The following is a 23,614-nucleotide window of genomic DNA, read 5'->3' as shown; positions in this document are numbered from 1 at the left end:
CGTCGAGGGCGTGGGAGACGCACTCGACGAGCTGGATCAGGAGATCTCCGAGTGCCGCCGCTGCCCGCGGCTCGTGGCGTGGCGGGAGGAGGTCGCGGCCACCAAGCGGGCCGCCTTCCGCGATCAGGAGTACTGGGGGCGCCCGGTGCCCGGCTTCGGCCCGCACCGGGCGCCCATCGGCATCCTCGGGCTCGCCCCGGCCGCGCACGGCGGCAACCGCACGGGCCGGGTCTTCACCGGCGACCGCTCCGGTGACGTGCTCTTCGCCGCGATGCACCGGGCCGGCCTGGCCAACCAGGCCACGAGCACGGCCCGTGACGACGGGCTCACGCTGACCGCCACCCGGATCTTCGCCGCCGTGCGGTGTGCCCCGCCGGACAACAAGCCCACGCCCGAGGAGCGCGACACGTGCGCGCCGTTCCTGCACCGTGAGCTGCGGGAAATCGCCCCTGACCTGCGCGTGGTCATCGCGCTCGGTGCGTTCGCGTGGGCCGCCTTCTGGCCTGCCCTCCGCGCCGTCTACGGTGTAGCACCGGCGCGGAAGGTACCGTTCGGCCACGGCGCCCTGTGGCAGGCCGAAGGTGCTCCCGCGTTGCTCGGTTGTTACCACGTGAGTCAACAGAACACCTTTACCGGTCGGCTCACGCCAGGAATGCTTGACGAGGTCTTCACCCGGGCGAAGCAGCTCGCCGGGGTCACTTAAGAGCGACGGGATCTCATGGACCGCACCTTCGGCCGCTGGTTGCCGGTGCTGGGCGTCATCGCCGTCCTCCTCATCGGCGGCCTGGCCGCGTCCATGTCCTCGCCCGAGATCACCCGGGTGCCGGTGCCGGGGCCCGCTGTCCCCGAGCCGACGCCGAGCGTCCTGGCACCCGAGCATCAGGACGTGCCCGAGCCGGCCGGCGACAGCAACACCGACGGCGGCGGCGGGCTGCCCGACTGGGCCATCCTGGGCGGGACGCTGCTGTGCGGGGCGCTCGTGCTCGCGCTCGTCGGCAGCCTGATCTGGTTCCTGGTGACGAACCGCTCGACGAAGCAGAAACCGCGGATCTTCGTCGAGCCGGAGGCGCCGCGGCCGATGGTCCAGGGCTCGGCCGAGGAGGTCATGGCCGCTGTCGAGGCCGGCATCGTCGAGCTCAGCGACACCGACACCGATCCCCGCCGGGCCGTCATCGCCTGCTGGGTGCGCCTGGAGCGGGCCGCCGCGGCCGCCGGCACCCCGCGCCTGACCGGTGACAGCCCCACCGAGCTGGTGACCCGGCTGCTCTCGGCCCACCAGGTGAGCCGCCCGACACTCGAAGGCTTTGCTGAGGTGTACCGCGAAGCCCGCTACGCCACCCACCCGGTCGGCGAGCGCTCACGCCAGGACGCTATCGGGGCCCTGCGCCAGATCCGCACCGAGCTCGCGGGTCAGGCCGCCGGGGCCGCACCGCCGGTGGGAGGTGAGCGCCGTGCCCCGTGAGGAGCAGGTGGTCGGCCTCGACGAGCTGTTCGACGACGGCCCGCCCGTCCCGCGCCGGGAGCAGCCGCCCCGCCCGGCCCGCCGCCCGGCACGCCCGTTCGACTGGCGCTGGTGGGTCCGCCGGCTCTTCGTAGCCGTCGCGCTGACCACCGTCGCCTACGCCCTGCTGTACATCTTCGGCTACCAGGTGTCGTATCCGCTGATGCTGCTCACCATCGTCGCCGTGCAGGTCATGCGCGAGATGCTGGTGCAGGTGCGCTCGGAGGAGCTGCCGGCCACGGTGACCGGCATCGGCCTGGAGCCGGCCGGCCGGCGCCCGGAGCGTCCGGGGCCGCCGCGCTCCCCGGGCCGCCGCGACCTGCGCGACGCGATTCCGACCGGCGACGGCATCCTGCTGGCCGTGGCCAAGTGGGACGACCGGTTCGTCTGGGGTGAGCGCGACCCCAACCGCTTCTCGGCCGTCGTCGTGCCCCGGTTCACCGACCTCGTCGACGCCCGGCTCCGCCAGCGCCACGGCATCACCCTGGCCGGCCACCCCGAGCAGGCCCGCAAGCTGGTCGGCGAGGACCTCTGGAAGCTGCTGCACTACACGCCGTCCCGCGTGCCCAGCCCGCAGGACATAGCATCGATCGTCGCGAAGGTGGAGGCGCTATGAAGACGCTCGCTCCGGGCGAGGTGGGCCGGATCGCCAAGGTGGTCCTGGACCAGGTCGGCACGGTGGTCGTCGGCAAGCGCGACTCGCTGGAGCTGGTCCTGGCCGGCATCCTGGCCGGCGGCCACGTGCTGCTCGAGGACCTCCCGGGCCTGGGCAAGACGCTCACCGCGCGCTCGTTCGCCCAGGCGCTCGGCATCGGCTTCCGCCGCCTGCAGTTCACCCCCGACCTGCTGCCGGCCGACGTCACCGGCTCGTTCCTGTACGACCAGCGCAACCACGAGTTCTCGTTCCGGGCCGGGCCGGTCTTCACCAACCTGCTGCTGGCCGACGAGATCAACCGGACGCCGCCGAAGACGCAGTCGGCGCTGCTGGAGGCGATGCAGGAGCGGCAGGTCTCGGTCGAGGGCGCCACCTACCGGCTGGACGCGCCGTTCCACGTCCTGGCCACGGCCAACCCGATCGAGTACGAGGGCACCTATCCGCTGCCCGAGGCCCAGCTCGACCGGTTCCTGCTGCGCGTGTCGTTCGGCTACCCGGAGGCCGACGAGGAGTGGGACGTGCTGCGCCGGCGGATGTCGCGCCGCCAGGAGGAGGCGAACCTCGAGCCCGTCGTCGACTCCGAGACGCTGCTGGCCATGCAGGGTGCGCTCGAGGACGTCATGGTGGAGGACTCGATCGGGCGGTACATCGTCGCCCTGACCGCGGCCACCCGCGTCCACCCGCACGTGCTGGTCGGGGCCTCGCCCCGCGGCTCGCTCGCGCTGCTGCTGCTGGCGCGGGCGTCGGCCGCCCTCAGCGGGCGCGACTACGTGGTGCCCGAGGACGTCAAGGCGGTCGCCATCCCGGCCCTGTCCCACCGGATCTCGCTGCGGCCGGAGATGTGGCTCAAGCGCATCGACCCGCGCTCGGTGGTCGGCGAGGTGCTGGCCCAGACGCCGGCCCCGGCCAGCGGGGCGCTGCCGACCTACGGCGGAAGGCGTGGCTGAGTCCAACGAGACCCGCTGGCCCGACCGGGCGTTCGACCCGACCCGCGCCCTGGGCCGGGCCGTGCTGGTCGCCGGGGTGCTCATGCTCGTCGCCGTGCTCACCGGCCAGTTCGACCTGGTGGTCATCGCCACGCCGTTCGCCATCGGCACCGCTGTCTCGCTGGTGCGCCGGCCTCGGCGGGCGCCGACGGTCGAGGTGACGGCCGCGGAGCCGTTCCTGGTCGAGGGGGCCGACCTCGGTGTCACGATCAACATCGGCAACCCCAACCCGGCCGGGTTCGACCTGGTGGTGGTCCGCTCGGTGATACCGCGCTGGGTCCGTCTCAAGCACACTGACCGCCCATACGCGGTGAACGTCGACGGCCGGACGATCTCCGGCGTGGACCTGGAGGGCCGGGTCCTGCGCTGGGGCCGCCACCCGCTCGGCCCGGTCACCGCGCACGCCGTCGCCTCCGACGGGCTGCTGCTCGGCCGGGCGGTGTCGACGCCACCGCTGCCGCTGAAGGCCTACCCGGCGACCGAGAGCTTCGACGCGGCCGAGGCCATGCCCCGGGCCGCCGGGCACGTCGGTGGTCACCGCTCCCGGCGCCCCGGCGAGGGCGGCGAGCTCGCGGGCGTGCGGCGCTTCGGGCCCGGCGACCGGCTGCGCCGCATCGACTGGCGGGTCTCGCTGCGCACGCGCGAGATCCACGTGGTCAGCACCCTGTCCGACCGCGATGCCGAGGTCGTCGTGCTCCTCGACGCGCTGCACGAGGCGGGCCGCTCGGGTGGGATCGACGGGCGGGCCTCGGTGCTCGACATCACCGTGCGGGCCGCGGCCGGCATCGCCGAGCACTATCTGCATCGCGGCGACCGGGTGGCGCTGCTGCAGTACGGCGGGACCGTCCGCCACCTGCGCGCCGCGAGCGGTCGCCGGCACTACATGACCACGCTGGAGTTCCTGCTCGACGTGGCGGCCGGCGAGGGTGGGGACGAGCCGCCGCCCTCGTCGTTCGGGCCGCAGCTGATCCAGGGCAATGCGCTTGTCATGGTGCTCACCCCGCTGCTGGACGTGCGCAGCGCGGCGATGCTGGCCAACCTGGCCCGGGCCGGTCGATTCGTGGTCGCCGTCGACACGCTCGCGGACCCTGTACTGCGAGTCCGCGCGATAGGCAAGTGGGGCGACGTGGCCTGGCGCATGTGGCGGCTGGAGCGCGAGGCGATCATCGGCCAGCTGCGCGAGCACGGTGTGCCGGTGGTCGCCTGGGGCGGCGCCGGCAGCCTGGACGAGGTCCTGCGGGGCGTGGCCCGCCTCGCGGTGGGGCGGACGGTGACGACGTCATGATCGAGGATCTCCAGGACTACTTCGCGGGCCGGGTCGGCCGGGTCCGCGACATGGCCGAGCGGGCCGCCGCCGGTCCGCTGATGATCCGGGCGGCGATCGCGGTGTTCGCCGCGCTGAGCCTGGTCCTCGCGTTCCCGCCCGAGGTCATGCGCAACTTCGCCGGGATCGTGCTGGCCGGCATCGTGGCGCTGCTGCCCGCCGTCTTCACCCGCACCCGGCTGGTCGGGCTGGCCATCTTCTCGTGCGCGTTCGGCTTTCTGATCGGCAAGTTCGTATACGGCTACATCCCTTCCATCCCGCACCTGGTCGGGCTGTCGACGACGCTGTACCTCATGCACTCACTGGCCGCGCTGGCCGCCGTCCTGCCGTACGACGCCATCGTGTCCCCGGGCGTGCTGAGCGGCTGGCTGCTGCGGGCGCTGGGTGTCGTGGCCGTCAGTGCGCTCGTCAGCGTGGTCATGCTGCTCGTGGTGAAGGTGACGCTGGGCCCGGTGTTCCTGGCCGCGTCACTGGTCGGAGTGCTGGCGGCCGGCGCGTTGGCGTATCTGGTCGCCCGCCGGGCCTCCCAGTAGCCGTCTGCGTCGCAGGGGGTCCCGGGGGGGCGCGAGCCTGCTGTGGTGGCGGTTACACCCTTGGTAATGGGCGTTACATTGTCCGTGACCAGGCTGAAGAGAGCGCCGTCACGTCCCTAGCGTTGAGGCGTGGCTGCGAAGCGAATCCTCATCGTCGGCGCCGGGCACGTCGGGCTCTATGCCGCCCTGCGCCTGTCCAAGAAGCTCAACCTCCACGAGGCTGAGGTCACAGTGGTCGACCCCCAGCCCCACATGACCTACCAGCCGTTCCTGCCCGAGTCGGCGGCGGGCAACATCTCACCCCGGCACGCCGTCGTGCCGCTGCGCCGCGAGCTCGAGCGCTGCCACGTGCTGTCCGGCACGGTCACCAGCATCGAGCACGCCCGGAAGGTCGCGATCGTCCAGCCGATCATCGGGCCGGCCCGCGAGGTCGCCTACGACCACATCGTCGTCGCGCCCGGCTCGGTGTCGCGCACGCTGCCGATCCCCGGCCTGCGCGAGCAGGCGGTCGGCTTCAAGACCATCGGCGAGGCCGTCTTCCTGCGCAACAGCGTGCTCGACCGGCTCGACGTCGCCGCGACCACCGACGACGAGGCCACCCGGCGGCGGGCGCTGGCGTTCGTGTTCGTCGGCGGCGGATACGCGGGCGTCGAGGCCCTGGCCGAGATGGAGGACATGGTCCGCGGCGCGCTGCGGTACTACCCCGAGATCCCGCGCGACGAGGTGCGGTTCGTCCTCGTCGAGGCGGCCAACCGGATCCTGCCCGAGGTGGGCCCGGAGATGGGTGCCTACACCGCCGTCGAGCTGACCCGGCGCGGCATCGACATCCGCCTCGGCACCCGGCTCGAGTCGTGCGTCGACGGCCTCGTGAAGCTCTCCGACGGCGACGCCTTCGAGGCCGACACCATCGTGTGGACGGCCGGCGTGAAGCCGCACCCGATGCTGGAGCAGACCGACCTGCCGCGCACCCCGCGCGGCGCCGTCACCTGCAAGCCCACCCTCCAGGTCGTCGACGCCGACGGCAACGTCGTCGAGGGCGCCTGGAGCGCCGGCGACTGCGCGGCGGTGCCCGACCTGACCTCGTCCGACCCGGCCGCGCTGTGCTCGCCGAGCGCCCAGCACGCGGTGCGCCAGGCGTCCCGGCTGGCCGACAACATCGCCGCGGTCGTGCGCGGGCGCGAGCCCGTCGACTACCGGCACAAGCACGTGGGCTCGGTGGCCGGGCTCGGGCTCTACAAGGGCGCCGCGCGGGTGTACGGCATCAAGGTCCGAGGGCTGCCGGCCTGGTTCATGCACCGGACGTACCACCTGAGCCGCATCCCGACCCTGAACCGCAAGATCCGGGTGCTCGTCGACTGGACGCTGCAGCTCGTACTGCGCCGCGAGGTCGTGGCGCTGGGCTCGCTGCACGAGCCGCGGGAGGCGTTCGTGGAGGTCGCACAGCCGATCCCGCTGTTCGACAGCAAGCGCAAGGCCGCCTAGGCGCGCGCCCGCCAGACCCAGACGTCGGCCACGTGCTCGCCGGGGCCGAGCAGGGCGTCGAGGGTGCTGTGCAGCGCCCCGGCCTCGGCCTGGCCGTCGGCGAGCACGAAGCAGGACGCGTGCCAGAAGGCGATGTCCCGGCGCAGGTCGATACGGTCCTGGTCGGTGAGCGCCGGGGGGTTGGCGTTGGCGAGCGCGCGGTGCAGCAGCTGTGACGTCGGCCGCGGGAAGACACCGACGGCCGACGTGCCGTCGGTGCCGTACGGGCCGATGAACCAGCCCTGCGGCGTCGCGAAGGCCACGTTCGTCGCGGCCGCCCAGCGCATCGGCTGGGGGTCGCGCCAGTCCGGTAGCGGCACCGGGACGATCGTGCCGTCGCGCGGGGCGTAGCCGCGCCAGTACCCCTCCGTGAAGAACCGCGGCACGGGGGCCCGGTCCGCGGTCGGCAGCGGGCGCGGCGCGAGCGGGACGAGCGCGGCGATGACCGCGACCGGCACGAGCACCTTGAGGGTCTCGGTCTGGGTGATCGCCGCGTGCACCACCGACGCGAGCACGAAGCCGAGCAGCGGCACCGTGGCCAGGGCGAACCGGGTCGGCAGAGCCCACTCCACGATCGGGGTGCCGGCGATGAGGGAGTACGGCGCCCACTGCTCGGTCCGCTCGTGCCCGACCACGATGTGCGGCCCGAGCGCCAGCGCCCACAGCACGATCGACACCACCGTGCAGGCCACGACGGCCGGGCGCCGCCACATCCACAGCGTCGCGCCCAGCACCGCGATGAGCGCCGGCGCCCCGAAGAAGGCCGTGTACTCCGAGGGCCCGCTGGCCAGCCGGGTCGCCCCGTTGCCGCCGGCCAGTGACAGCGGGGACAGGGCGGCGAAGCTCTTGAGGTCGGCCGAGTAGAACTCCGGCCGGAACACGGCGCCGGGGGCACTCTGCGGGCCGCGGAACTGCACCCAGATCGGGTACGCGAGCAGCGCCAGCGCCACCCCGCCCGCGATGACCAGGCCCAGGCCCAGCGACGGCAGGACGTGCCGCGGGATCGGGCGGCAGGTCGCGACGAAGGCGAGGCAGAACAGCGCGAGCGCGACGGCGGTCAGGAGCAGCACCTCCTCGCCGAGGAAGAACTGGGCGACGACGAGCCCGCCCAGCAGCAGGCCACGCTGGACCGTCCGGGTCCCCTGGGCGAGGGTGACGACGCACCAGACGATGGCCGGGACCAGCCAGGCCGCGGTCATGTGCAGGTGGCCGTTGGACTGGCTGACCATGCCCGGCGCGAAGCCGCAGAAGACGCCGCCGACGCCTGCGGCCAGGCGGTGCAGGCGGGCGGTGCGGGAGAGCAGGAGGTACCAGCCGGCGCCGTTGGCCGCGAGGTTGAACCCGGTCGCCACCGCGAACGTCACAGGTGCGCCGAACGCGAGGGTCAGCGGGGCGAACAGCAGCCCGAGCCCGATGAGCGAGGCGTTGCCCAGGACGTTGATGCCCTCGGGTGCGTTCAGGGCACCCGTCACGAAGGCGAAGTCACCGCGATAGGCTCGAGTGGCGTAGGCGAGGAACCACTCGTCGAGTGCCTGGTCACCGGGGTTGAGGCTCAGGGCGCGACCGGCCGGATCGGCCAGCAGGCCCCTGGTGACGAAGGCCGCGACAAGCACCATGAACGCGCACGCGGCGACGTCGCTAATCCATGGACGTCCCCAGCGCATCGGCGAATTGGCCGGTGTTTCATGGTCAACCGGAGCAGTACCCGCCTCGTCGGTCTGTGGGCCGCTGGTCACCCGGACGACAGTAACGGCCAACCCGTTGTCGGTGTTGACAGTTCATCGGACGGGCTACCGTGAGATCGCGTTCAACGCCCGGGTGGTGGAACGGCAGACACGGCCGCCTTAAAAGCGGCTGCCGCAAGGCATGCGGGTTCGAACCCCGCCCCGGGCACGAGTTTTGTCCATACCATCACGTTGCGCTGTATGGTGCCCGTTTCTCTTGCGCTCCTTCGCGGTACTCTGGGTCTACACGTGGATGAGAGCCCATGGAGGCCGATCGTGCAGAGTTCGAACCCGGTGCTCACCCGCCTTGGCGAGGCGGCGCGGGCTTCCCGTTATGAGACCGGCGCGCCCACGCGCGCCATGACCATGGACGACGTCGTCGTCCGCACCGTCGCGCTGTTGGCCGTGACAGGCGTCGTCGGCGCCGCGTCGTGGATCCTGCTGCCCCCGAGCAGCGGCCTGACCTTCTTCGCGGCCATCGTGTCCAGCCTGGCCGGCCTGGTCCTGGGCCTCGTCATCTCGTTCCGCCGGATCACCAGCCCCGCCGTGATCGTGCCCTACGCGGTCCTGCAGGGTGTGGCGCTCGGCGTCATCAGCCGCTCGTTCGAGAGCTTCTACTCCGGCATCGTCCTGCAGGCCGTCATCGGCACGTTCGGCATCTTCGCCGTGATGGCGGTGCTCTACAAGCTGAAGGTCCTGCGCGCGACGCCCCGCTTCACCAAGTTCGTCATCGGCGCCCTCATCGGCGTCATGGTCCTGGCCTTCGCCAACTGGCTGTTCTACCTGTTCGGCGTCAACCTGGGCCTGCGCGAGTACAGCCAGAACGGCCAGGTCAGCTGGCTGCCGATCGTGTTCAGCCTGGTCATCATCGGCGTCGGCGCCCTGACGTTCATCCTGGACTTCGACGCCATCGAGCAGGGCACCCGCTACGGCATGCCCGAGAAGTACGCCTGGTACTGCGCCTTCGGCATCCTGGTCGGCCTGATCTTCCTGTACTACGAGATCCTGCGCCTGCTGAGCTACCTACGCCGCTGATGCCCACCAACGATCAGCTGGGCGCCGCCGTGCGCAAGCTGGTCGGCCAGGTCTCACACTGGACGCCGCCCCGATGGGCGGCGTCCGGTCTGTCCGGGGCCTCCCGCGCCGACCTCATGCACGACCTCATCCAGTGGCTGGCCGACCGCACCGCCGAGGCCGAGGCCCGCCCGCCGCTACCGGTACCGCGCCTCGACAACGACCTGGCCCTACCCGACCAACTCCAGGTCATAGCCGCCGACCTGGCCCGCTACGCCCCACCCGAAGTCCAGCAGGAAGCAGCAGCCCGCATCGCGGCACTCCGCGGCGCCTTCAGCTGACCACCGACCGTGAGCCCGTTTCTACGCTTCTCCGTTCTCCTCTTGGGCGCAGAACGCGGCATGGCGCGCTCAATACAACACGAGGGCGCTGAACAACCGGGGCACTACAACCGCAGCTCGGCCCACCCAATCGTCAGGCCGATCCGCACACTTCACCATTGTTTCCATAGGCGCGCCATCGCCGCCACCAATACGCGAGCGAATAGCCGCCGAGCCCCCAGCACCCAAAACGCGCCAGCGCCGAACCGACTTTTCATAACCACCAACCCCCTCCGGTGCCAAAATCCGATGAAGTCCGCGAGCAAACGGCACCCCAAACAACGGTCGGGCCCACGCTATTCAGCTCTGTCCCCGCAGGGACATTTCCTGCTGCGGTGCACGTCCCTCTGGGCTCTACCTACGCGATACCTCGACGGCCGGCACAGATTCGTGGCCGAGGGGGGGGCGGCCGAGATAGCCGCGACCAGAGCCGCAGAAAGCCCCGCATGCCCTCGGACAAGCCGCGCCGATGCGCGCAATCTCGCCAGCCGCCACGAACTCGGCAGCCAGCGGTCCTCGGGCAGGGCGTGTCCGGCGTACACGGACCAGCCGGTTGGCGCGGACTCGGCAACCAGCCCGGGCCTTAGGGGAGGAGCGCCTGGCGTGCGTGGGCTCGCCAGTTAATGCGGACTCGACAGCCGGTGCGACCTCGGGCAAGGCGCGACCGACATGTGTGGGCTCGCGAGTTAGCGCGGGCTCGACAGCCGGTGCAGCCTCGGGCAAGGCGCGACTGGCGTGCGTGGGTTTGCCAGTGGCTGCGAGCTTGGCATTCGGCGCGGGGAGTTCGACAGCCGGCGCAGGTGCGGCAGCCGGTGCGAACTCGGCAGCCAACACGGGCCGGATAGCCGGCGCGAGCTCGATAGTCAGCGCAGGGGCGGCGGCCGGCGCGGGTTCGACAGTCGTTACCAGTTCGACGGGCGGCTGGTGCTCAGATTCGGGCGCGGCCGGGGCTATAGCGGTGGTTGTGGTTGTGGCCGGAGTGACCGGCGCGAGTGTCAGCTGCGGAGTGGGGGCCGTTGCGGGTGCCTGAATCGCGCGGTCGCGCAGGCGCCGGAGCTTGGCCGCGTGCCGCTGCGCCAAGCCCCAATCCCGATGCCGGGCGTGCTCCCGCCGAAACTCCTCATTCGCCGGAGAATAATTCCGCACACGAGTCCGATCGCGCATCAAGGCCACTTCCGCCCGATCGAACAGACTCATCTGACCAGCCACATGACTATCATCCCGGCCCCGGTGTTAACCCAGCGTTAGCAAAATCCTTAACGCTGGGCTAACGCCGCGATCCATACGCTTCTCTCGAACCACGAACTGGGAAGGGGCGCTCAGCACTTGCCGTTGTTTGATCGGAGCTCGTTTGTCGACCGTCTAGCGCACTGCGACGCCTATAGCGCAGCCGGATTGGCGTACCGGTCGAGTAATACGGGCCAGAGGATGCAGCAGTGAGGAATCAGTTGCGCCATGAGTTGGGCCGAGTCCGGCCTTCGAATGCGTCACCACCCGGTGCTACCGGCCGCCGTCGACCGCTGTACTTCCGGCCCGGGTTCGTGTCGACCGCGGTGTGCACGCCGGCGCCGCGGTGGCGGCTTGTTCGACGTGGGGAGGAGGGGCGTGCGCACGGATGCGGTGGGGAGGAGGGCATGCGCACGGATGCGGTGGGGTGAGCCCGGGCGGTGCTGGCGGCTGTGGTGGAGCGTTGGTGCGGGCCTCAGTGGGTCATGCTGTGCGGCGGACGGTGGCGGCTTCCTCGATGGCGGGTAGGAGGGCGTGGGCCCAGACTCGGTAGCCGTCGGCTGAGGGGTGGAAGCCGTCGTGGCACAGGGTGCCCTCGTCGGCTCGGAAGACTGGGCCTGTGCGGGCGCCCAGGTCCACGACCACGGCGCCCTCGGCGCCGGCGGCGGCGGCCTGGAGGCGGGCTACTCGGCGGCTGCGTAGGCCCAGGAGTTGGCGTAGGGGTGGGGCGAAGGCGCGCAGGGCGCCGAAGTCGGGGCAGGTGCCGACGACCACGGGGATGTTTGCGTCGTAGAGGCGGCGGCAGGCGGCACCCAGGTGTTCGGCGGCCTCGGTGATGCCGGTCAGGTGGGTGACGTCGTTGGTGCCGACCAGCACCAGGGCCACGTCTGGAGCCGGGCCGACCAGGGCGCGGGCTACCTGGGTGGCCAGGTCCGAGGACCTCGATCCGGCCACTGCGACGCTCGACAGCTCCACCCGGCGGCCGGCCGAGCCCTCGGCCAGGAGCGCGGCGAGCTGGCCGCCCACCGTGTCGGCCACGCGGTCGACGCCCACGCCGAGTGCTGTCGCGTCGCCCAGCAGGACCAGGCGCATGGGGGGCTTGCCGGTGCCGCCGATCGACGAGCGCATCGCCAGGCGCATGTCGGGCTTGGCGTAGTTGCGCGTCCGCGCGGCGACGGCCTGCGCGGTGAGGACGGCGGCCCCGCCGACCGCACCGGCGGCCACCGTGAAACCCGTGAGCTTGGCCAGGCGCTTTACGACACCCACGCCGTCACCTCCGTTCCGGCAAGTGTCCGGCAGTCCATCGAATCATGGGCCGGGCGGTGCGAACAAGGGGCAAATCTGGACGAATGAACCCCATCACAACGACCGGCGAATTCCGGGGGACGCTCATGATGGCACCGCAGCCGCTCCAGCGTCGACCCAAGCGCGCCCGGCGTCGACCGGAGCGCGGCCGGCGTCGACTCGAGTGCAGCCCGCACCGACCTGAGCGCGGCCGGCGTCGACCTGAGCGCGGCCGGCGTCGACCCGAGCGCGGCCGGCGTCGACCCGAGCGCGGCCCGCACCGACCCGAGCGCGGCCTGCACCGACCCAAGCGGGGCCGGCATCGACCGGGTCGGCGGCCGTGCGGACCGGAGCGGCGGGAGCTTCCGCGCGGACCAGGGCAGTGAGAGCTTCCGCGCGGACCGGAGCGGCGGGAGCTTCCGCGCGGACCAGGGCAGTGAGAGCTTCCGCGCGGACCAGAGCGGCGGGAGCTTCCGCGCGGACCAGGGCAGTGAGAGCTTCCGCGCGGACCAGAGCGGCGGGAGCTTCCGCGCGGACCAGGGCAGTGAGAGCTTCCGCGCGGACCAGAGCGGCGGGGACTTCCGCGCGGACCAGGGCAGTGAGAGCTTCCGCGCGGACCAGAGCGGCGGGAGCTTCCGCGCGGACCAGGGCAGTGAGAGCTTCCGCGCGGACCAGAGCGGCGGGGACTTCCGCGCGGACCAGGGCAGCGGGAGCTTCCGCGCGGACCGGAGCAACCCCCGCGCCGACCGGGCGGCTGCCGAGATCGGGCCGGTGCCGGTGGAAGCGGCGGCGTCGCGCTGAGCCCTCCCGGCCGGGGTCTGAAGGCGCGGACGGGCACGAAGCGGCCTGGGCGCTCATGCCGCCTCCGCGGTCCGGTCGGGCGTGCGGGCGGACTGTTGCGGCAGGCGGAGCCAGACGCGGCGGCGCAGCTGGGCCCAGCGGCCCCCGGGGCCGCGGTCGTGGCCGGCCACCTGGGCGGCGCTGACCTCGGTGCCGGGGCTGTGCGCGGCCTCGGCGGCGGCCTGGGGCAGGGAGCGCACGCCCTCGCCGGCGGTCAGGGCGTCCTCCGCGGTCGCGGGCAGGCCGGCCGGGTGGTCGGGCTCGGTCAGGGCGGCCACCGCGGTCGGCAGAACGGCCTGGGCCGCGGCCAGGTAGCCGGCGCCGGACGGGTGGAAGCGGTCCAGGCTGAACATGCGGTCGGGCTCGGCGTAGAAGAGCTCGCCCAGCAGGTCGCCGAGTGACACCGTGCGGCCCCCGGCCTCGACGACGGCGATGGTCTGGGCGGTGGCCATCTGGCGGCTCCAGTGCCGGGCCAGCCAGCGCAGCGGCGGCTGGATCGGGCGGATCGTGCCAAGGTCGGGGCAGGTGCCGACGACGACCTCGACGCCCGCGTCGCGCAGCATCCGCACGGAGCGCACGAGGTGGTGGATGGCGGTGGGGATGCGGACCCGGTGGGTCACGTCGTTGCCGCCGATGCAGATGACGGCGATGTCCGGCCGCTGGCGGAGGGCTACCTCGGTCTGCGGCGGGAGGCCCTTGGACTCGGCGCCGACCACGGCCAGGCAGCGCATCCGCACCGGGCGCTGCAGCTGCTCGGCCAGGCCGGCCGCGACCGCGGCGGCGAAGGTCTCGCTGGGGCTCTCCGCACCGTAACCGGCGGCCGACGAGTCGCCGAGCACCACCAGCCGCACCGGCTCGCCGCCGAAGTCGGCACCGTACAGGCCGTCGGCGCGCGGGGGTGGGCTCACCACCTGGGGGATCGTCTTGCGGGCCAGGAGTGCCTGGCCGAGTACCAGTCCGTAGAACAACACGCCCGCCCCGGCCACGCCCCCGCCGCCGACCGCCGCCGCCGTTGCTATCCGCTTGACCTGCTCCGACTGCAGTTTCACCGCCCCCGACCTTTCCGACCCCACGGTCCTCGCGAACCCGAGGCTAACCTCCGCCCCCCAAGTATTCGCCGCCGTTGTCCCTACCCCGACCTGACCTCATCCCGACTTGTCCGGTCCGGCCCGGTGCAGGGTGACCCGGATGAGGACCCGCTGTTCCCGGATCATCGCCGCCCGGTAATCGTCCCAGTCGGGGTGTTCCCCTCCGGTTGCCCGCCGGTAGTAGTCGACCAAACCTTCGACGCTGTCCGGCGGCAGCACGATGTCGGCCTCGCCCTCGACCTGGATCCAGCGGCCGAAGAACCCGTCGGGCAGCACGCAGAGCGCCGCGCGGGGGTCGCGCTGCAGGTTGCGCACCTTGTACGCCGGCACCCGGCTGCTGATCACCGCCCGGCCCTCGGCGTCGACGGCCACCGCGACCGGCGACATCTGCACGCCGCCGTCCTTGCGGCGGGTGGCCAGGACGGCGTGGTGCTGGTCCGTCAGTACCGTCCGAGCCTCATCAAGGTCCATGACGCAATTCTTACTCCGGCACCTGATGACAGCCACCGTTACATTCATAGGCAAGGGCAGAGAGGGTGGTCATCATGGCGGACAGGGCGCTGCGGCGGCGGTTGGCGTGGACGGCGCTCGCGCGTGTGTTCCGACCGGACACACCGGGTGTCGGGAGGCGCATCGCGGCGATTCCGCGCATGGTCAAGGCCACGATGAAGGGTGAGTACGACGGCGGGAAGCGGCTGGCGATGCTGGCCGTGGCCGGGGCGTACATCATCTCCCCGATCGACGCGGTGCCCGAGGCGTTCCTGTTCGTGCTGGGGCTCGTCGACGACCTGGCCGTGGCCGGGTACTTCGCCGGCGCCCTGATGGACGAGCTGGAGCGCTTCCTCGAGTGGGAGAAGCGGCGCGAGACAGTGATCCCGGGACACGTCATCCGATAGGCCCGCTACGCTGGCGGCGTGCGCTACTACGACAACGTCGTCGAGTTGGTGGGCAATACCCCCCTCGTCCGGCTCCGCAACGTGACCGCCGGCATCTCCGCCACCGTCCTGGCCAAGGTCGAGTACCTGAATCCGGGCGGGAGCGTGAAGGACCGTATCGCGCTGCGGATGGTCGAAGAGGCCGAGAAGGCGGGCCTGCTCCAGCCGGGCGGCACCATCGTCGAGCCGACGTCCGGCAACACCGGAGTCGGGCTGGCGCTGGTGGCGCAGCTGAAGGGGTACCGCTGCGTCTTCGTCTGCCCCGACAAGGTCAGCGAGGACAAGCAGAACGTCCTGCGCGCCTACGGGGCCGAGGTCGTCGTCTGCCCCACGGCCGTCGCGCCGGAGGACCCGCGGTCCTACTACAACGTGTCCGACCGCCTGGCCCGGGACATCCCCGGTGCGTGGAAGCCGGACCAGTACGCCAACCCGGCCAACCCGCGCTCGCACTACGAGACCACCGGGCCCGAGGTCTGGCAGCAGACCGACGGTCGCGTCACGCACTTCGTGGCCGGGGTGGGGACCGGCGGTACCATCTCGGGCGCTGGAAAGTTCTTGAAAGAGGCGTCCGAGGGCCGGGTGCGCATCGTCGGGGCCGACCCGGAGGGCTCCGTGTACTCCGGCGGGACCGGCCGGCCCTACCTGGTCGAGGGCGTCGGCGAGGACTTCTGGCCCACCACGTACGACCGGACCATCTGCGACGAGATCGTCGAGGTGTCCGACAAGGAGTCGTTCGACCTCACCCGCCGCCTGGCCCGCGAGGAGGGCCTGCTCGTCGGCGGGTCCTGCGGCATGGCCGTGGCCGCGGCGCTGAAGGTCGCCCGCGCGGCCGGCCCGGACGACGTCGTGGTCGTCCTGCTCCCCGACGGCGGCCGGGGGTACCTCTCCAAGATCTTCAACGACGGTTGGATGGCCCGGTACGGCTTCCTGCACACCGCCGACCAGACGCCGACCGTCGCCGACGTCCTGATCGGCAAGGACGGCCGCGTCCCCGGCATGGTGCACATCCACCCCAACGAGACGGTGCGCGACGCGATCGACTACATGCGCGAGTACGGCGTCTCGCAGCTGCCCGTCCTCAAGGCCGAGCCGCCGGTCGTCACCGGCGAGGTGGCGGGGGCGATCGCCGAGCGCGACCTGCTCGACGCGCTCTTCTCGGGCCAGGCCCACCTGCACGACATGGTGGAGCGCCACATGGCCGACCCGCTACCGATGATCGGCGGTGGGCAGCCGGTGAGCGAGGCGGTGGCGCTGCTGGAGAAGGCCGACGCCGCCGTGGTGCTCATCGACGGCAAGCCGGCCGGGGTCATCACGCGGCAGGACCTGCTGGCGCACCTGACCTGATCTTCAGCGGGTTTGTGCACCCGGTGTGACAATTCTGGCTCGGTGGGCCGGGTTTGTGGCGGGTTACCTCCGAGTAGCATCTCCGGTATGCCGGAAGCTGTCATCGTTGCCACCGCCCGGTCCCCGATCGGCCGTGCCGTCAAGGGATCGCTGCGCGACCTCCGCCCCGACGATCTTGCTGCCACCATCGTCCGTGCCGCGCTCGACAAGGTGCCGCAGCTCGATCCGCGGGCGATCGAGGACCTGTACCTGGGCTGCGGCCTGCCCGGCGGCGAGCAGGGCTTCAACATGGCCCGGGTGGTCAGCACCCTGCTCGGGTTCGACCACCTTCCCGGTGCGACCACCACCCGCTACTGCGCCTCGTCGCTGCAGACGACCCGGATGGCGTTCCACGCGATCAAGGCCGGCGAGGGCGACGTGTTCATCTCGGCGGGGGTGGAGTGCGTGTCGCGGTACGCCCGGGGAAACTCCGATGCTCTTCCGCCTGACGCCCAGGCGGCCGTCGGCGGCCCCTGGCAGAATCCGGCGTTCGCCGAGGCGTATGCGCGCACGGTCAAGCGGGCCGAGGGCGGCGGCGAGGCCTGGCACGATCCGCGGGAGGACGGCCAGTTGCCCGACATCTACGTCGCCATGGGGCAGACCGCCGAAAACCTCGCCGAGATCGAGGGCGTGACGCGCGAGGACATGGACGAGTTCGGCGTGCGGTCGCAGAACCTCGCCGAGGCGGCCATCAAGAACGGCTTCTGGGCCCGCGAGATCACGCCGGTCACCACGCCCGACGGCACGGTGGTCGCCACCGACGACGGCCCGCGCCCGGGCGTGACGCTGGAGGGCGTGGCCGGGCTCAAGCCGGTCTTCCGCCCCGACGGTCGCATCACCGCCGGCAACTGCTGCCCCCTCAATGACGGCGCTGCCGCGGTCATCGTCATGAGCGACGTCAAGGCCCGCGAGCTCGGCATCACCCCGCTGGCCCGGATCGTCTCCACCGGCGTGACAGCGATGTCCCCGGAGATCATGGGCATCGGCCCGGTCGAGGCGTCCCGCAGCGCCCTCAAGCGGGCCGGCATGACCATCGACGACGTCGACCTGGTCGAGATCAACGAGGCGTTCGCCGCCCAGGTCATCCCGTCGTACCGCCAGCTGGGCATCCCCGTCGAGAAGCTCAACGTCAACGGCGGCGCGATCGCTGTCGGCCACCCCTTCGGCATGACCGGCGCCCGCATCACCGGCACGCTCATCAACTCGCTGAACTGGCACGACAAGTCGATCGGCCTGGAGACGATGTGCGTGGGCGGCGGCCAGGGCATGGCCATGGTGATCGAGCGCCTGGCGTAAGCGCCGGGATCAATCGAGCGGCGCCGGTACCGCCACCACGTCGACGAGCGCACCCTTGCGTAGCACGGTGATCGGCAGGCGGGCGCCGATCGCCGGGCCGAGCATCAGCTTCAGCACGTCCTGCACGCCCGTGATCGGCTTCCCGCCGGCACTGAGCACCACGTCGCCCACGTAGAGCCCGGCCTCACCCGCCGGGCTCCCCGGGACCACCTCGGCCAGCCGCAGCGCCTTCGACTGCCCCAGCCGCGCGGCAAGCGGCTGGGGGAGCGGCACCGTGGCCCCCGCGACCCCGAGCCAGGCGCGGCGCACGTGCCCGGTGGACATGAGCTCGGACAGGATCACGCGCGTCGTGTTGTTGATGGGCACCGCCAGCCCCAGTCCGATCCCCGCCACCGCCGTGTTGATGCCGACCACCCGCGAGGCCGAGTCGGACAGCGCCCCGCCCGAGTTGCCGGGGTTGAGAGCGGCGTCGGTCTGGATGACGTCGTCGACCAGGCGCAGGTGGCGGCCGTCGCGGACCGGCAGCGAGCGGCCCAGGGCGGAGACCACGCCGGCGGTGACCGAGCCGGCCAGGCCCAGCGGGTTGCCGACGGCCACGACGAGCTGGCCGATGCGCAGGTCGTCGGCGTTGCCAAGGGTCGCCGGCGGCCCGCCCGGCTCGCGGATGCGCAGGACGGCGAGGTCGGAGAGCGGGTCGGCGCCGACGACGTCGAAGCGGGTCTCGACGCCGTTGGTGAACTCGGCCACGCCACCGTCGGCCCCGGCGACGACGTGGGCCGAGGTCAGGGTGAAGCCGTCGGAGGTGTAGACGACGGCCGAGCCGGCCCCCTCGCCGCGGCGGCTGCGCACGGTCAGGCTGGCCACGCTCGGCAGCAGGGTGGCCGCCACGGTGGAGACGACCCGGCTGTACGCGTCGAGCGCATCGATTTCTGGGTCATCGGTTTCGGGATCCATGTCCACCCGAACACGGCCCAGGCCCCGCGCATGCCGCCCAGCGTTACGCCAACAGCGATTTCGCCGGCAGGTCGAACCAGCGCAGCGCCTCGAAGTTGGCCGAGACGACCCCGTCCGGCTCCTCGACGACCGGCAGCGCCTCGACGAGCGACCGTGCGTACCGCAGATATCCGGACAGGTCGGACTCCGGGGCCCGCTCGTGCCGGGCCGGCCACGTCAGCTCGCCGGAGTCGGCGTACGTCAGCTGGGCGAGGCGTAGCGGCGGCTCCACCACGCCGTCGCGGTGCTTCCACAGGCCCGTGTAGGGGTCGAAGCGATACTGCGGCAGGAATGCCCAGCCGTGCGTGGCGACGAAATGCATGGCCTCGACGATGTACTCGAACACCGCCGACGAGATGAAGTAGTTGAAGCTGACCCGGACCCAGCCCGGCTTGATCCCCTCGCAGCCCGCGATGATCTCCTGCTCGAACCGGTGCGAGCGCTCGACGTCGATGCCCAGGAGCCGGTGGCCGTAGGGGCCGGCGCAGGAGCATCCGCCCCGCGCCTGGATGCCGAAGAGATCGTTCAGCAGGCTGACGACGAAGTTGTGGTGGAGGTACCGGCCGCCGGGCTTCTTGATGACGAGCGACACGATCGACAGCCGGGACGCGTCCAGGTTGCCGAGGATCTCGATGTTGGGGTTGGTCTGCCACGACGCGATGGCCTCGTGCAGGAACCGCTCCTCCAGCGCCCGGATGGTGCCGGTGCCGACCGCCTGCTTGAGCTGGAAGACCAGGCCGGCCCGGATCGACTCGACGATGGCCGGGGTGCCGCCCTCCTCGCGGTGGGCCGGGTCGGCGATGTAGTGGTGGTCGGTGGGGTTGACGTAGTCCACCGTCCCGCCACCGGGCACTGTCGGGACGCGATTGGTCAGCAGTTCCTTCCGGACGACCAGGACGCCGGGGGTACCGGGGCCGCCGACGAACTTGTGCGGGGAGATGAACACGGCGTCTTTCTCCTGGCCGGGCGGCCCTGACATCTCGATGTCGACGTAGGGCGCCGCGGCCGCGAAGTCCCAGAACGACAGCGCGCCGTGCTCGTGCAGCAGCGCCGAGACCGCGTGCGTGTCGCTCACGATCCCGGTCACGTTGGAGGCCGCCGAGAACGATCCGATCTTCAGCGGCCGATCGGCGTGCCGGGCGAGTTCCGCGCGGAGCCGGTCGAGGTCGATGTGGCCGTTGTGATCCTCGGGGATGACGACGACATCCGCGATGGACTCGCGCCACGGCAACTCGTTGGAGTGATGCTCGAAGGGGCCGATGAACACGACCGGGCGATCCGCCGGCGGGATGTGGGCCGAGAGGTCGTAGCGGTCGTCGAGCCCGGCCGGCACCCGCAGGCCGAGGATGTGGACCATCTTGTCGATCGCCGCGGTCGAGCCGGACCCGGTGAAGATCACGACGGTGTCGGCCCCGCCGCCCACGGCCTCGTTGATGATCTGGCGGGCATCCTCGCGCAGCCGGGTCGTCTGCAGCCCGGTGCCCGACGACTCCGTGTGCGTGTTGGCGTACCGCGGCAGCACTTCCTCACGGATGAACCGCTCGATGAAGTCGAGCGCCCGGCCGGAGGCGGTGTAGTCCGCGTAGGTCACGCGACGGGCGCCGTAGGGCCCCCACATCACCTGGTCGTCTCCGATGACTGCGGCGCGGATCCGCTGCAAGAGGGCGCTTTCCATGGCGGCCATTATCCGCCGCGCCACGCCGTCCCCTTTCGTGTGGTCGGAAGAGAGTCGCACTTGTTGTCCGCTCCACCGTCCGGCCCGATTGTTTAACGTTTCGTCCGGAGGTGCTCAGGAACCTCATGAGACTGGGGGTAGGGAAGTTGGTCAGTCTTGACCAGTCCGAGCCAACAGACGTCGTCGACCGACTGCTGTGGCGGGACGCCACGCAGATCCTGACTCGGCACAGCGAGTCCGACGGTGAGGGGCAGTGCCTCTGGTGCGGGCGTGAGTGGCCCTGCGCCCCACGCCGGCTCGCGCAGAACGCCGCCGAGGCGTCGCGCCGCCCGTGGAACGAGGCGTGGACCGCCCGCCACGACCTGTACAGCCTGCGCACCATGCCCGATTGGCGCATCGACCTCGGCCGTCCGAGTGAGAAGCGCGGCGGCTGGCATCGCGCCGGTGGAAACCGAGGAACCTTCCTCTGAACCGATCGTTGAACCGAGCGAGACTCCAGTGCGCCCCGCCAGTGCAGTGCAGTCCCGCTACACAAAGACCCGCTCGGACACGGTTGCCGGCATGCCTCCGCCGGCTCCGAACGCCTCCGGCCAGGCGTCCTCCCCAGGGATCGAGCGGGTCTACCCGGCAGGCGAGGGCACTTCTCGTGGTTCCCCCGCATATATCGCGAATTGTGCCCTCGCCTGCCAATACCAACGCTGTTGTGCATGCTCACCCGCACGGCGAACGGCCCGGAGTCTCGCGACCCCGGGCCGTTCGTGTGTGGTCGGACCGTCTAGACGATGGCCACTAGTTGTAGTCGGCCACGGTGAACGTGGAGCCGCTCGACAGGATCGACTGCATGTAGTTCGCGGCGTTCGGGTTGGTGGCCGAGACCACGTTCGCGTTGACCGCGCCGCTGCTCACCACGGTGACCGTGTAGGTCCCGTTCGGGATCGCGCCGGTGCCGTACACGTAGATCGGCTGGGCGAGGCTGCCCGCGGCGTTCTGCAGGCCGCTGAGGTTGTTCGACAGCGTCACGGTCTTCGTGTCGGTGAACCCGGTGATGACCGTGCCGGCCGGGATGTTCGCGCCCGAGACCGCCTTGCCGACGTCCGTCGCGGCGAACATCGCCGTGGTGGTGGTCAGCACCTTCTGGCCGCTGGCGCCGGCCGCGTCGGTCAGCGCCTTCACGCCCGTCGCCGAGTAGACGTTGACCACCGTGGTACCGGTGACCGCACCCGTCATCGGCTTGCTGATCGTCGCCACGCCGGTGCCGGCGTTGACCGCGGTGATGGTCGTGGCGGCCGGGATGCCGGTGCCGATGATCGTCAGGCCGACGTCGGCCGCGCTGAACGTGCAGGCACCGCCCGGCGTCAGCGTGGTGCCGGCGTTCGAGCCGGTGCAGCCCTGGACGCTGCGGCCGGTGGTCGACGGCAGCGGGCCGTTGCCCATCGTGTACAGCGTGCAGATCAGGTTGGTGTCGGAGACGACGAGCACGTCCGCGCACTCGGCGGTCGGGCCGACGGTCTTCGTGGTGCCCGAGCCCTTCGGGTCGTAGGTGCCCTTGACCAGGTACACGTGCGCCTTGGTGCTCAACGAGTCGTAGTTGCCCGGCGCGGCGAAGGTCAGGTCGAGGAAGCCCACGCCCTGGATGTCCAGGTCGGTGCCTGTCGCCTTCGAGTTCGGCGCGGTGTTCGGGGTCACCGTGATGCCGTTGGTGAACGTGAACAGCTGCTTGCCGGTGTAGGTCGTGCCGTTCGTCAGCGTGATCGTGATGTCGAAGCCGGTGCCCGGAGCGTGCGCCGGCGTGACCGCCGTGAAGCTGCTCGAGGTCTGGGCCGTGATCGTCATCGGCACGCCGCCGATCGCGGCGGTCATCGTGCCGAGCGTGCTGGGCAGGTTGGTGCCGGTCACCACGATCGTGGAGCCGCCCTGCGCCGGGCCGGTGGCCGGCAGGACCGACACGATCGCCGGGATGTTGCCCGAGACGTAGGTGCTGTAGCCCTGGGCCACCAGGTGATTGCCGGAGCTGGCGTTGGCCGAGTCGTAGACGCAGACCTTGTACGAGTTGGCGGCGATCGCCGGCACCGTGACCGCGATCTTCGAGGTCGAGATGAACCGGATCGCCGACACGTTCGGCGTGATCGCACCGCTGGACTGCGGGAACTGGTCACACTGGCCCGGGGCCGTGGTGGTGCTCTGGAACTGCACGAACGTCTGGCCGCTGGTGAAGATCGGGGCGAACGCGGTAAGCGTGATCGAGTTGCCGCCGGCGCTGGAGCCCGTGGCGGCGCTCAGCGCGACGTTGCCGCTGAGGTTGAACGGCGAGCTCGTCAGCGTCTCGGCCACCAGGGCGTTGCTGGCGTACACGCAGACGTTGAAGTCGGTGCTCATGACCGTCGGCAGCGTCGTCAGATACGGCTGGATCATCGTCGCCGGCATGTTGACCTTCATGGTCCGCGACGACGGCACCTGGAGGTTGGCCGCCGGGACCTGGATCACGCCGCCGGTGATGGTTGTCGAGTTCGACGCGCTCGGCGCGGAGGCGCTCGGCGGCGTGGCGGCGCAGACGGCTCCGGCCGCGGTCTTGGCCTGGAACTGCACCGTGTAGCTCGTCGAGTACGGCGTGAAGGCCGCGTTCGCCGTGATCAGGTCGACGTTGTAGGTACCGCCGCTGGCGCCGCTCGTCGGGCTGGCGACGAGCATCGGGTTCACCGTGTACGCGGCGGTGGCCGTGCTGGCCAGCAGGGCCGTCGTGCCGACCGTGGAGCCGTCGTAGACGCAGACGTAGAAGGAGGCCGGCGCCGTCACGTCGGGCGGCAGGTTGAGCGACGACGGCACCGTGACGTTCAGGTTGCTGCCGCTGACGGCGACCGTGGTGGCCTGCACGATACCGGCGGTGATGGAGCCGGACGCCGACGCGATGGGCACCGGGGCGTCGTACGGGTCGGCGCACGCTGTCGCCGAGAACTGCGCGACCGGGCCGCTGGCGCCGCTGAACTTGCTCGCCGTGGTCGGCGTGAGCGAGATGATGTTGCCGCCGCCGCTCGGACCATGGGCCGGGGTGACCGTCGTGATCGGGTCGGTGGCCGCAAAGCTTGGGGCTGACGTGGCGACCAGACCGGCCGCTACCACGCCCAGGACGACGGCCGCGCGGGCGAGTCGCTTTCTGACTTGCACTTGAGTGTCTCCTCCGTTGATTGCCACGGTGTGGGAGTGCTCGGTGGGGGCGCGATTCCCTGCAGAGGTAGCGCACAGCATCCGGGACGTCAC

Annotated in this window: 20 protein-coding genes and 1 tRNA gene; 14 read left to right on the top strand and 7 right to left on the bottom strand. The window is 71.4% G+C overall.

Going from position 1 to position 23,614, the window contains the following annotated elements:
* Positions 1-10 precede the first annotated feature (10 nt).
* The 7 genes from Dvina_RS49185 to Dvina_RS49155 all read left to right on the top strand — a co-directional run bounded on the left by Dvina_RS49185 (position 11) and on the right by Dvina_RS49155 (position 6,481).
* Positions 11-703, top strand: a complete 693-nt coding sequence (locus Dvina_RS49185) for a uracil-DNA glycosylase (protein ID WP_223098863.1) — start codon at positions 11-13, stop codon at positions 701-703.
* A 15-nt stretch (positions 704-718) separates the two neighbouring features.
* Positions 719-1,462: a DUF4129 domain-containing protein gene (locus Dvina_RS49180; RefSeq protein WP_223098861.1), complete on the top strand. Its 744-nt coding sequence runs from the start codon at positions 719-721 to the stop codon at positions 1,460-1,462.
* Positions 1,452-2,117: a hypothetical protein gene (locus Dvina_RS49175; protein ID WP_223098859.1), complete on the top strand. Its 666-nt coding sequence runs from the start codon at positions 1,452-1,454 to the stop codon at positions 2,115-2,117. The genes Dvina_RS49180 and Dvina_RS49175 overlap by 11 nt, the downstream gene beginning before the upstream one ends.
* Positions 2,114-3,103: an AAA family ATPase gene (locus Dvina_RS49170; RefSeq protein WP_223098857.1), complete on the top strand. Its 990-nt coding sequence runs from the start codon at positions 2,114-2,116 to the stop codon at positions 3,101-3,103. Before Dvina_RS49175 ends, Dvina_RS49170 begins: the two co-directional genes overlap by 4 nt.
* Positions 3,096-4,427 (top strand): DUF58 domain-containing protein, encoded by a 1,332-nt coding sequence (locus Dvina_RS49165; RefSeq protein WP_246655820.1) that lies wholly within the window; start codon positions 3,096-3,098, stop codon positions 4,425-4,427. The genes Dvina_RS49170 and Dvina_RS49165 overlap by 8 nt, the downstream gene beginning before the upstream one ends.
* Entirely contained in the window at positions 4,424-4,999 is a 576-nt protein-coding gene (locus tag Dvina_RS49160) for a hypothetical protein (protein WP_223098855.1), read from the top strand. Before Dvina_RS49165 ends, Dvina_RS49160 begins: the two co-directional genes overlap by 4 nt.
* Before the next feature lie 129 nt (positions 5,000-5,128).
* Positions 5,129-6,481 carry an NAD(P)/FAD-dependent oxidoreductase gene (locus tag Dvina_RS49155; protein ID WP_223098853.1) on the top strand — a complete coding sequence of 451 codons (1,353 nt, stop codon included), beginning with the start codon at positions 5,129-5,131 and terminating at the stop codon, positions 6,479-6,481.
* Here the strand turns inward: Dvina_RS49155 and Dvina_RS49150 are convergent.
* Positions 6,478-8,184: a hypothetical protein gene (locus tag Dvina_RS49150; RefSeq protein ID WP_223098851.1), complete on the bottom strand. Its 1,707-nt coding sequence runs from the start codon at positions 8,182-8,184 to the stop codon at positions 6,478-6,480. The two genes, Dvina_RS49155 and Dvina_RS49150, sit on opposite strands and share 4 nt — an antisense overlap.
* Before the next feature lie 148 nt (positions 8,185-8,332).
* Here Dvina_RS49150 and Dvina_RS49145 point away from each other — a divergent pair.
* The 3 genes from Dvina_RS49145 to Dvina_RS49135 all read left to right on the top strand — a co-directional run bounded on the left by Dvina_RS49145 (position 8,333) and on the right by Dvina_RS49135 (position 9,599).
* Positions 8,333-8,413: transfer RNA gene (locus tag Dvina_RS49145), tRNA-Leu, on the top strand.
* A 107-nt stretch (positions 8,414-8,520) separates the two neighbouring features.
* A complete protein-coding gene (locus Dvina_RS49140) occupies positions 8,521-9,279 on the top strand; it encodes a Bax inhibitor-1/YccA family protein (protein WP_223098848.1) in 759 nt (252 codons plus the stop codon).
* Complete coding sequence (locus tag Dvina_RS49135) at positions 9,279-9,599, top strand: hypothetical protein (RefSeq protein WP_223098845.1); 321 nt, start codon at positions 9,279-9,281, stop codon at positions 9,597-9,599. The genes Dvina_RS49140 and Dvina_RS49135 overlap by 1 nt, the downstream gene beginning before the upstream one ends.
* A 1,749-nt stretch (positions 9,600-11,348) precedes the next feature.
* Here Dvina_RS49135 and Dvina_RS49130 read toward each other — a convergent pair.
* The 3 genes from Dvina_RS49130 to Dvina_RS49120 form a co-directional block, all read right to left on the bottom strand.
* Entirely contained in the window at positions 11,349-12,131 is a 783-nt protein-coding gene (locus Dvina_RS49130; protein ID WP_223098842.1) for an SGNH/GDSL hydrolase family protein, read from the bottom strand.
* Between the two features lie 872 nt (positions 12,132-13,003).
* Positions 13,004-14,038 carry an SGNH/GDSL hydrolase family protein gene (locus Dvina_RS49125; RefSeq protein WP_380026772.1) on the bottom strand — a complete coding sequence of 345 codons (1,035 nt, stop codon included), beginning with the start codon at positions 14,036-14,038 and terminating at the stop codon, positions 13,004-13,006.
* 96 nt (positions 14,039-14,134) lie between these two features.
* Complete coding sequence (locus Dvina_RS49120) at positions 14,135-14,548, bottom strand: PPOX class F420-dependent oxidoreductase (protein WP_223098839.1); 414 nt, start codon at positions 14,546-14,548, stop codon at positions 14,135-14,137.
* 74 nt (positions 14,549-14,622) lie between these two features.
* Here Dvina_RS49120 and Dvina_RS49115 point away from each other — a divergent pair, with 74 nt between their 5' ends.
* The 3 genes from Dvina_RS49115 (at position 14,623) to Dvina_RS49105 (ending at position 17,691) form a co-directional block, all read left to right on the top strand.
* Positions 14,623-14,973 (top strand): YkvA family protein, encoded by a 351-nt coding sequence (locus Dvina_RS49115; protein WP_223098838.1) that lies wholly within the window; start codon positions 14,623-14,625, stop codon positions 14,971-14,973.
* An 18-nt stretch (positions 14,974-14,991) separates the two neighbouring features.
* Entirely contained in the window at positions 14,992-16,356 is a 1,365-nt protein-coding gene (locus tag Dvina_RS49110; protein ID WP_223098837.1) for a cystathionine beta-synthase, read from the top strand.
* An 87-nt stretch (positions 16,357-16,443) separates the two neighbouring features.
* Positions 16,444-17,691, top strand: coding sequence for an acetyl-CoA C-acetyltransferase (locus Dvina_RS49105; protein ID WP_223098836.1), 1,248 nt, complete (start codon positions 16,444-16,446; stop codon positions 17,689-17,691).
* A 9-nt stretch (positions 17,692-17,700) separates the two neighbouring features.
* Here Dvina_RS49105 and Dvina_RS49100 read toward each other — a convergent pair whose 3' ends face one another.
* Positions 17,701-18,645: a S1C family serine protease gene (locus tag Dvina_RS49100; protein WP_223098835.1), complete on the bottom strand. Its 945-nt coding sequence runs from the start codon at positions 18,643-18,645 to the stop codon at positions 17,701-17,703.
* Between the two features lie 43 nt (positions 18,646-18,688).
* Positions 18,689-20,359: an aminotransferase class V-fold PLP-dependent enzyme gene (locus tag Dvina_RS49095; RefSeq protein ID WP_223098833.1), complete on the bottom strand. Its 1,671-nt coding sequence runs from the start codon at positions 20,357-20,359 to the stop codon at positions 18,689-18,691.
* Positions 20,360-20,469: 110 nt separating this feature from the next.
* Between Dvina_RS49095 and Dvina_RS49090 the strand changes: the two genes are divergently transcribed.
* Positions 20,470-20,829: a hypothetical protein gene (locus Dvina_RS49090; protein ID WP_246655819.1), complete on the top strand. Its 360-nt coding sequence runs from the start codon at positions 20,470-20,472 to the stop codon at positions 20,827-20,829.
* 319 nt (positions 20,830-21,148) lie between these two features.
* Here the strand turns inward: Dvina_RS49090 and Dvina_RS49085 are convergent, their stop codons facing one another.
* A complete protein-coding gene (locus tag Dvina_RS49085; RefSeq protein ID WP_223098831.1) occupies positions 21,149-23,521 on the bottom strand; it encodes an IPT/TIG domain-containing protein in 2,373 nt (790 codons plus the stop codon).
* Between the last annotated feature and the right edge of the window lie 93 nt (positions 23,522-23,614).

It is taken from the genome of Dactylosporangium vinaceum (genome assembly GCF_019904175.1).
In the GTDB taxonomy this organism is placed as follows: Bacteria; Actinomycetota; Actinomycetes; order Mycobacteriales; family Micromonosporaceae; genus Dactylosporangium; species Dactylosporangium vinaceum.
The sequence above is the reverse complement of the archived record's forward strand: the minus strand, read 5'-3'. Positions and strand labels throughout refer to the sequence as shown.

What these genes read in the sequence shown, in the direction of transcription:
- Dvina_RS49160 (WP_223098855.1), top strand. Translation starts at nt 4,424, where the DNA reads ATGATCGAGGATCTCCAGGACTACTTCGCGGGCCGGGTCGGCCGGGTC.
- Dvina_RS49100 (WP_223098835.1), bottom strand. Translation starts at nt 18,645, where the DNA reads ATGGATCCCGAAACCGATGACCCAGAAATCGATGCGCTCGACGCGTAC.
- Dvina_RS49095 (WP_223098833.1), bottom strand. Translation starts at nt 20,359, where the DNA reads ATGGAAAGCGCCCTCTTGCAGCGGATCCGCGCCGCAGTCATCGGAGAC.
- Dvina_RS49135 (WP_223098845.1), top strand. Translation starts at nt 9,279, where the DNA reads ATGCCCACCAACGATCAGCTGGGCGCCGCCGTGCGCAAGCTGGTCGGC.
- Dvina_RS49180 (WP_223098861.1), top strand. Translation starts at nt 719, where the DNA reads ATGGACCGCACCTTCGGCCGCTGGTTGCCGGTGCTGGGCGTCATCGCC.
- Dvina_RS49120 (WP_223098839.1), bottom strand. Translation starts at nt 14,548, where the DNA reads ATGGACCTTGATGAGGCTCGGACGGTACTGACGGACCAGCACCACGCC.
- Dvina_RS49115 (WP_223098838.1), top strand. Translation starts at nt 14,623, where the DNA reads ATGGCGGACAGGGCGCTGCGGCGGCGGTTGGCGTGGACGGCGCTCGCG.
- Dvina_RS49170 (WP_223098857.1), top strand. Translation starts at nt 2,114, where the DNA reads ATGAAGACGCTCGCTCCGGGCGAGGTGGGCCGGATCGCCAAGGTGGTC.
- Dvina_RS49150 (WP_223098851.1), bottom strand. Translation starts at nt 8,184, where the DNA reads ATGCGCTGGGGACGTCCATGGATTAGCGACGTCGCCGCGTGCGCGTTC.
- Dvina_RS49105 (WP_223098836.1), top strand. Translation starts at nt 16,444, where the DNA reads ATGCCGGAAGCTGTCATCGTTGCCACCGCCCGGTCCCCGATCGGCCGT.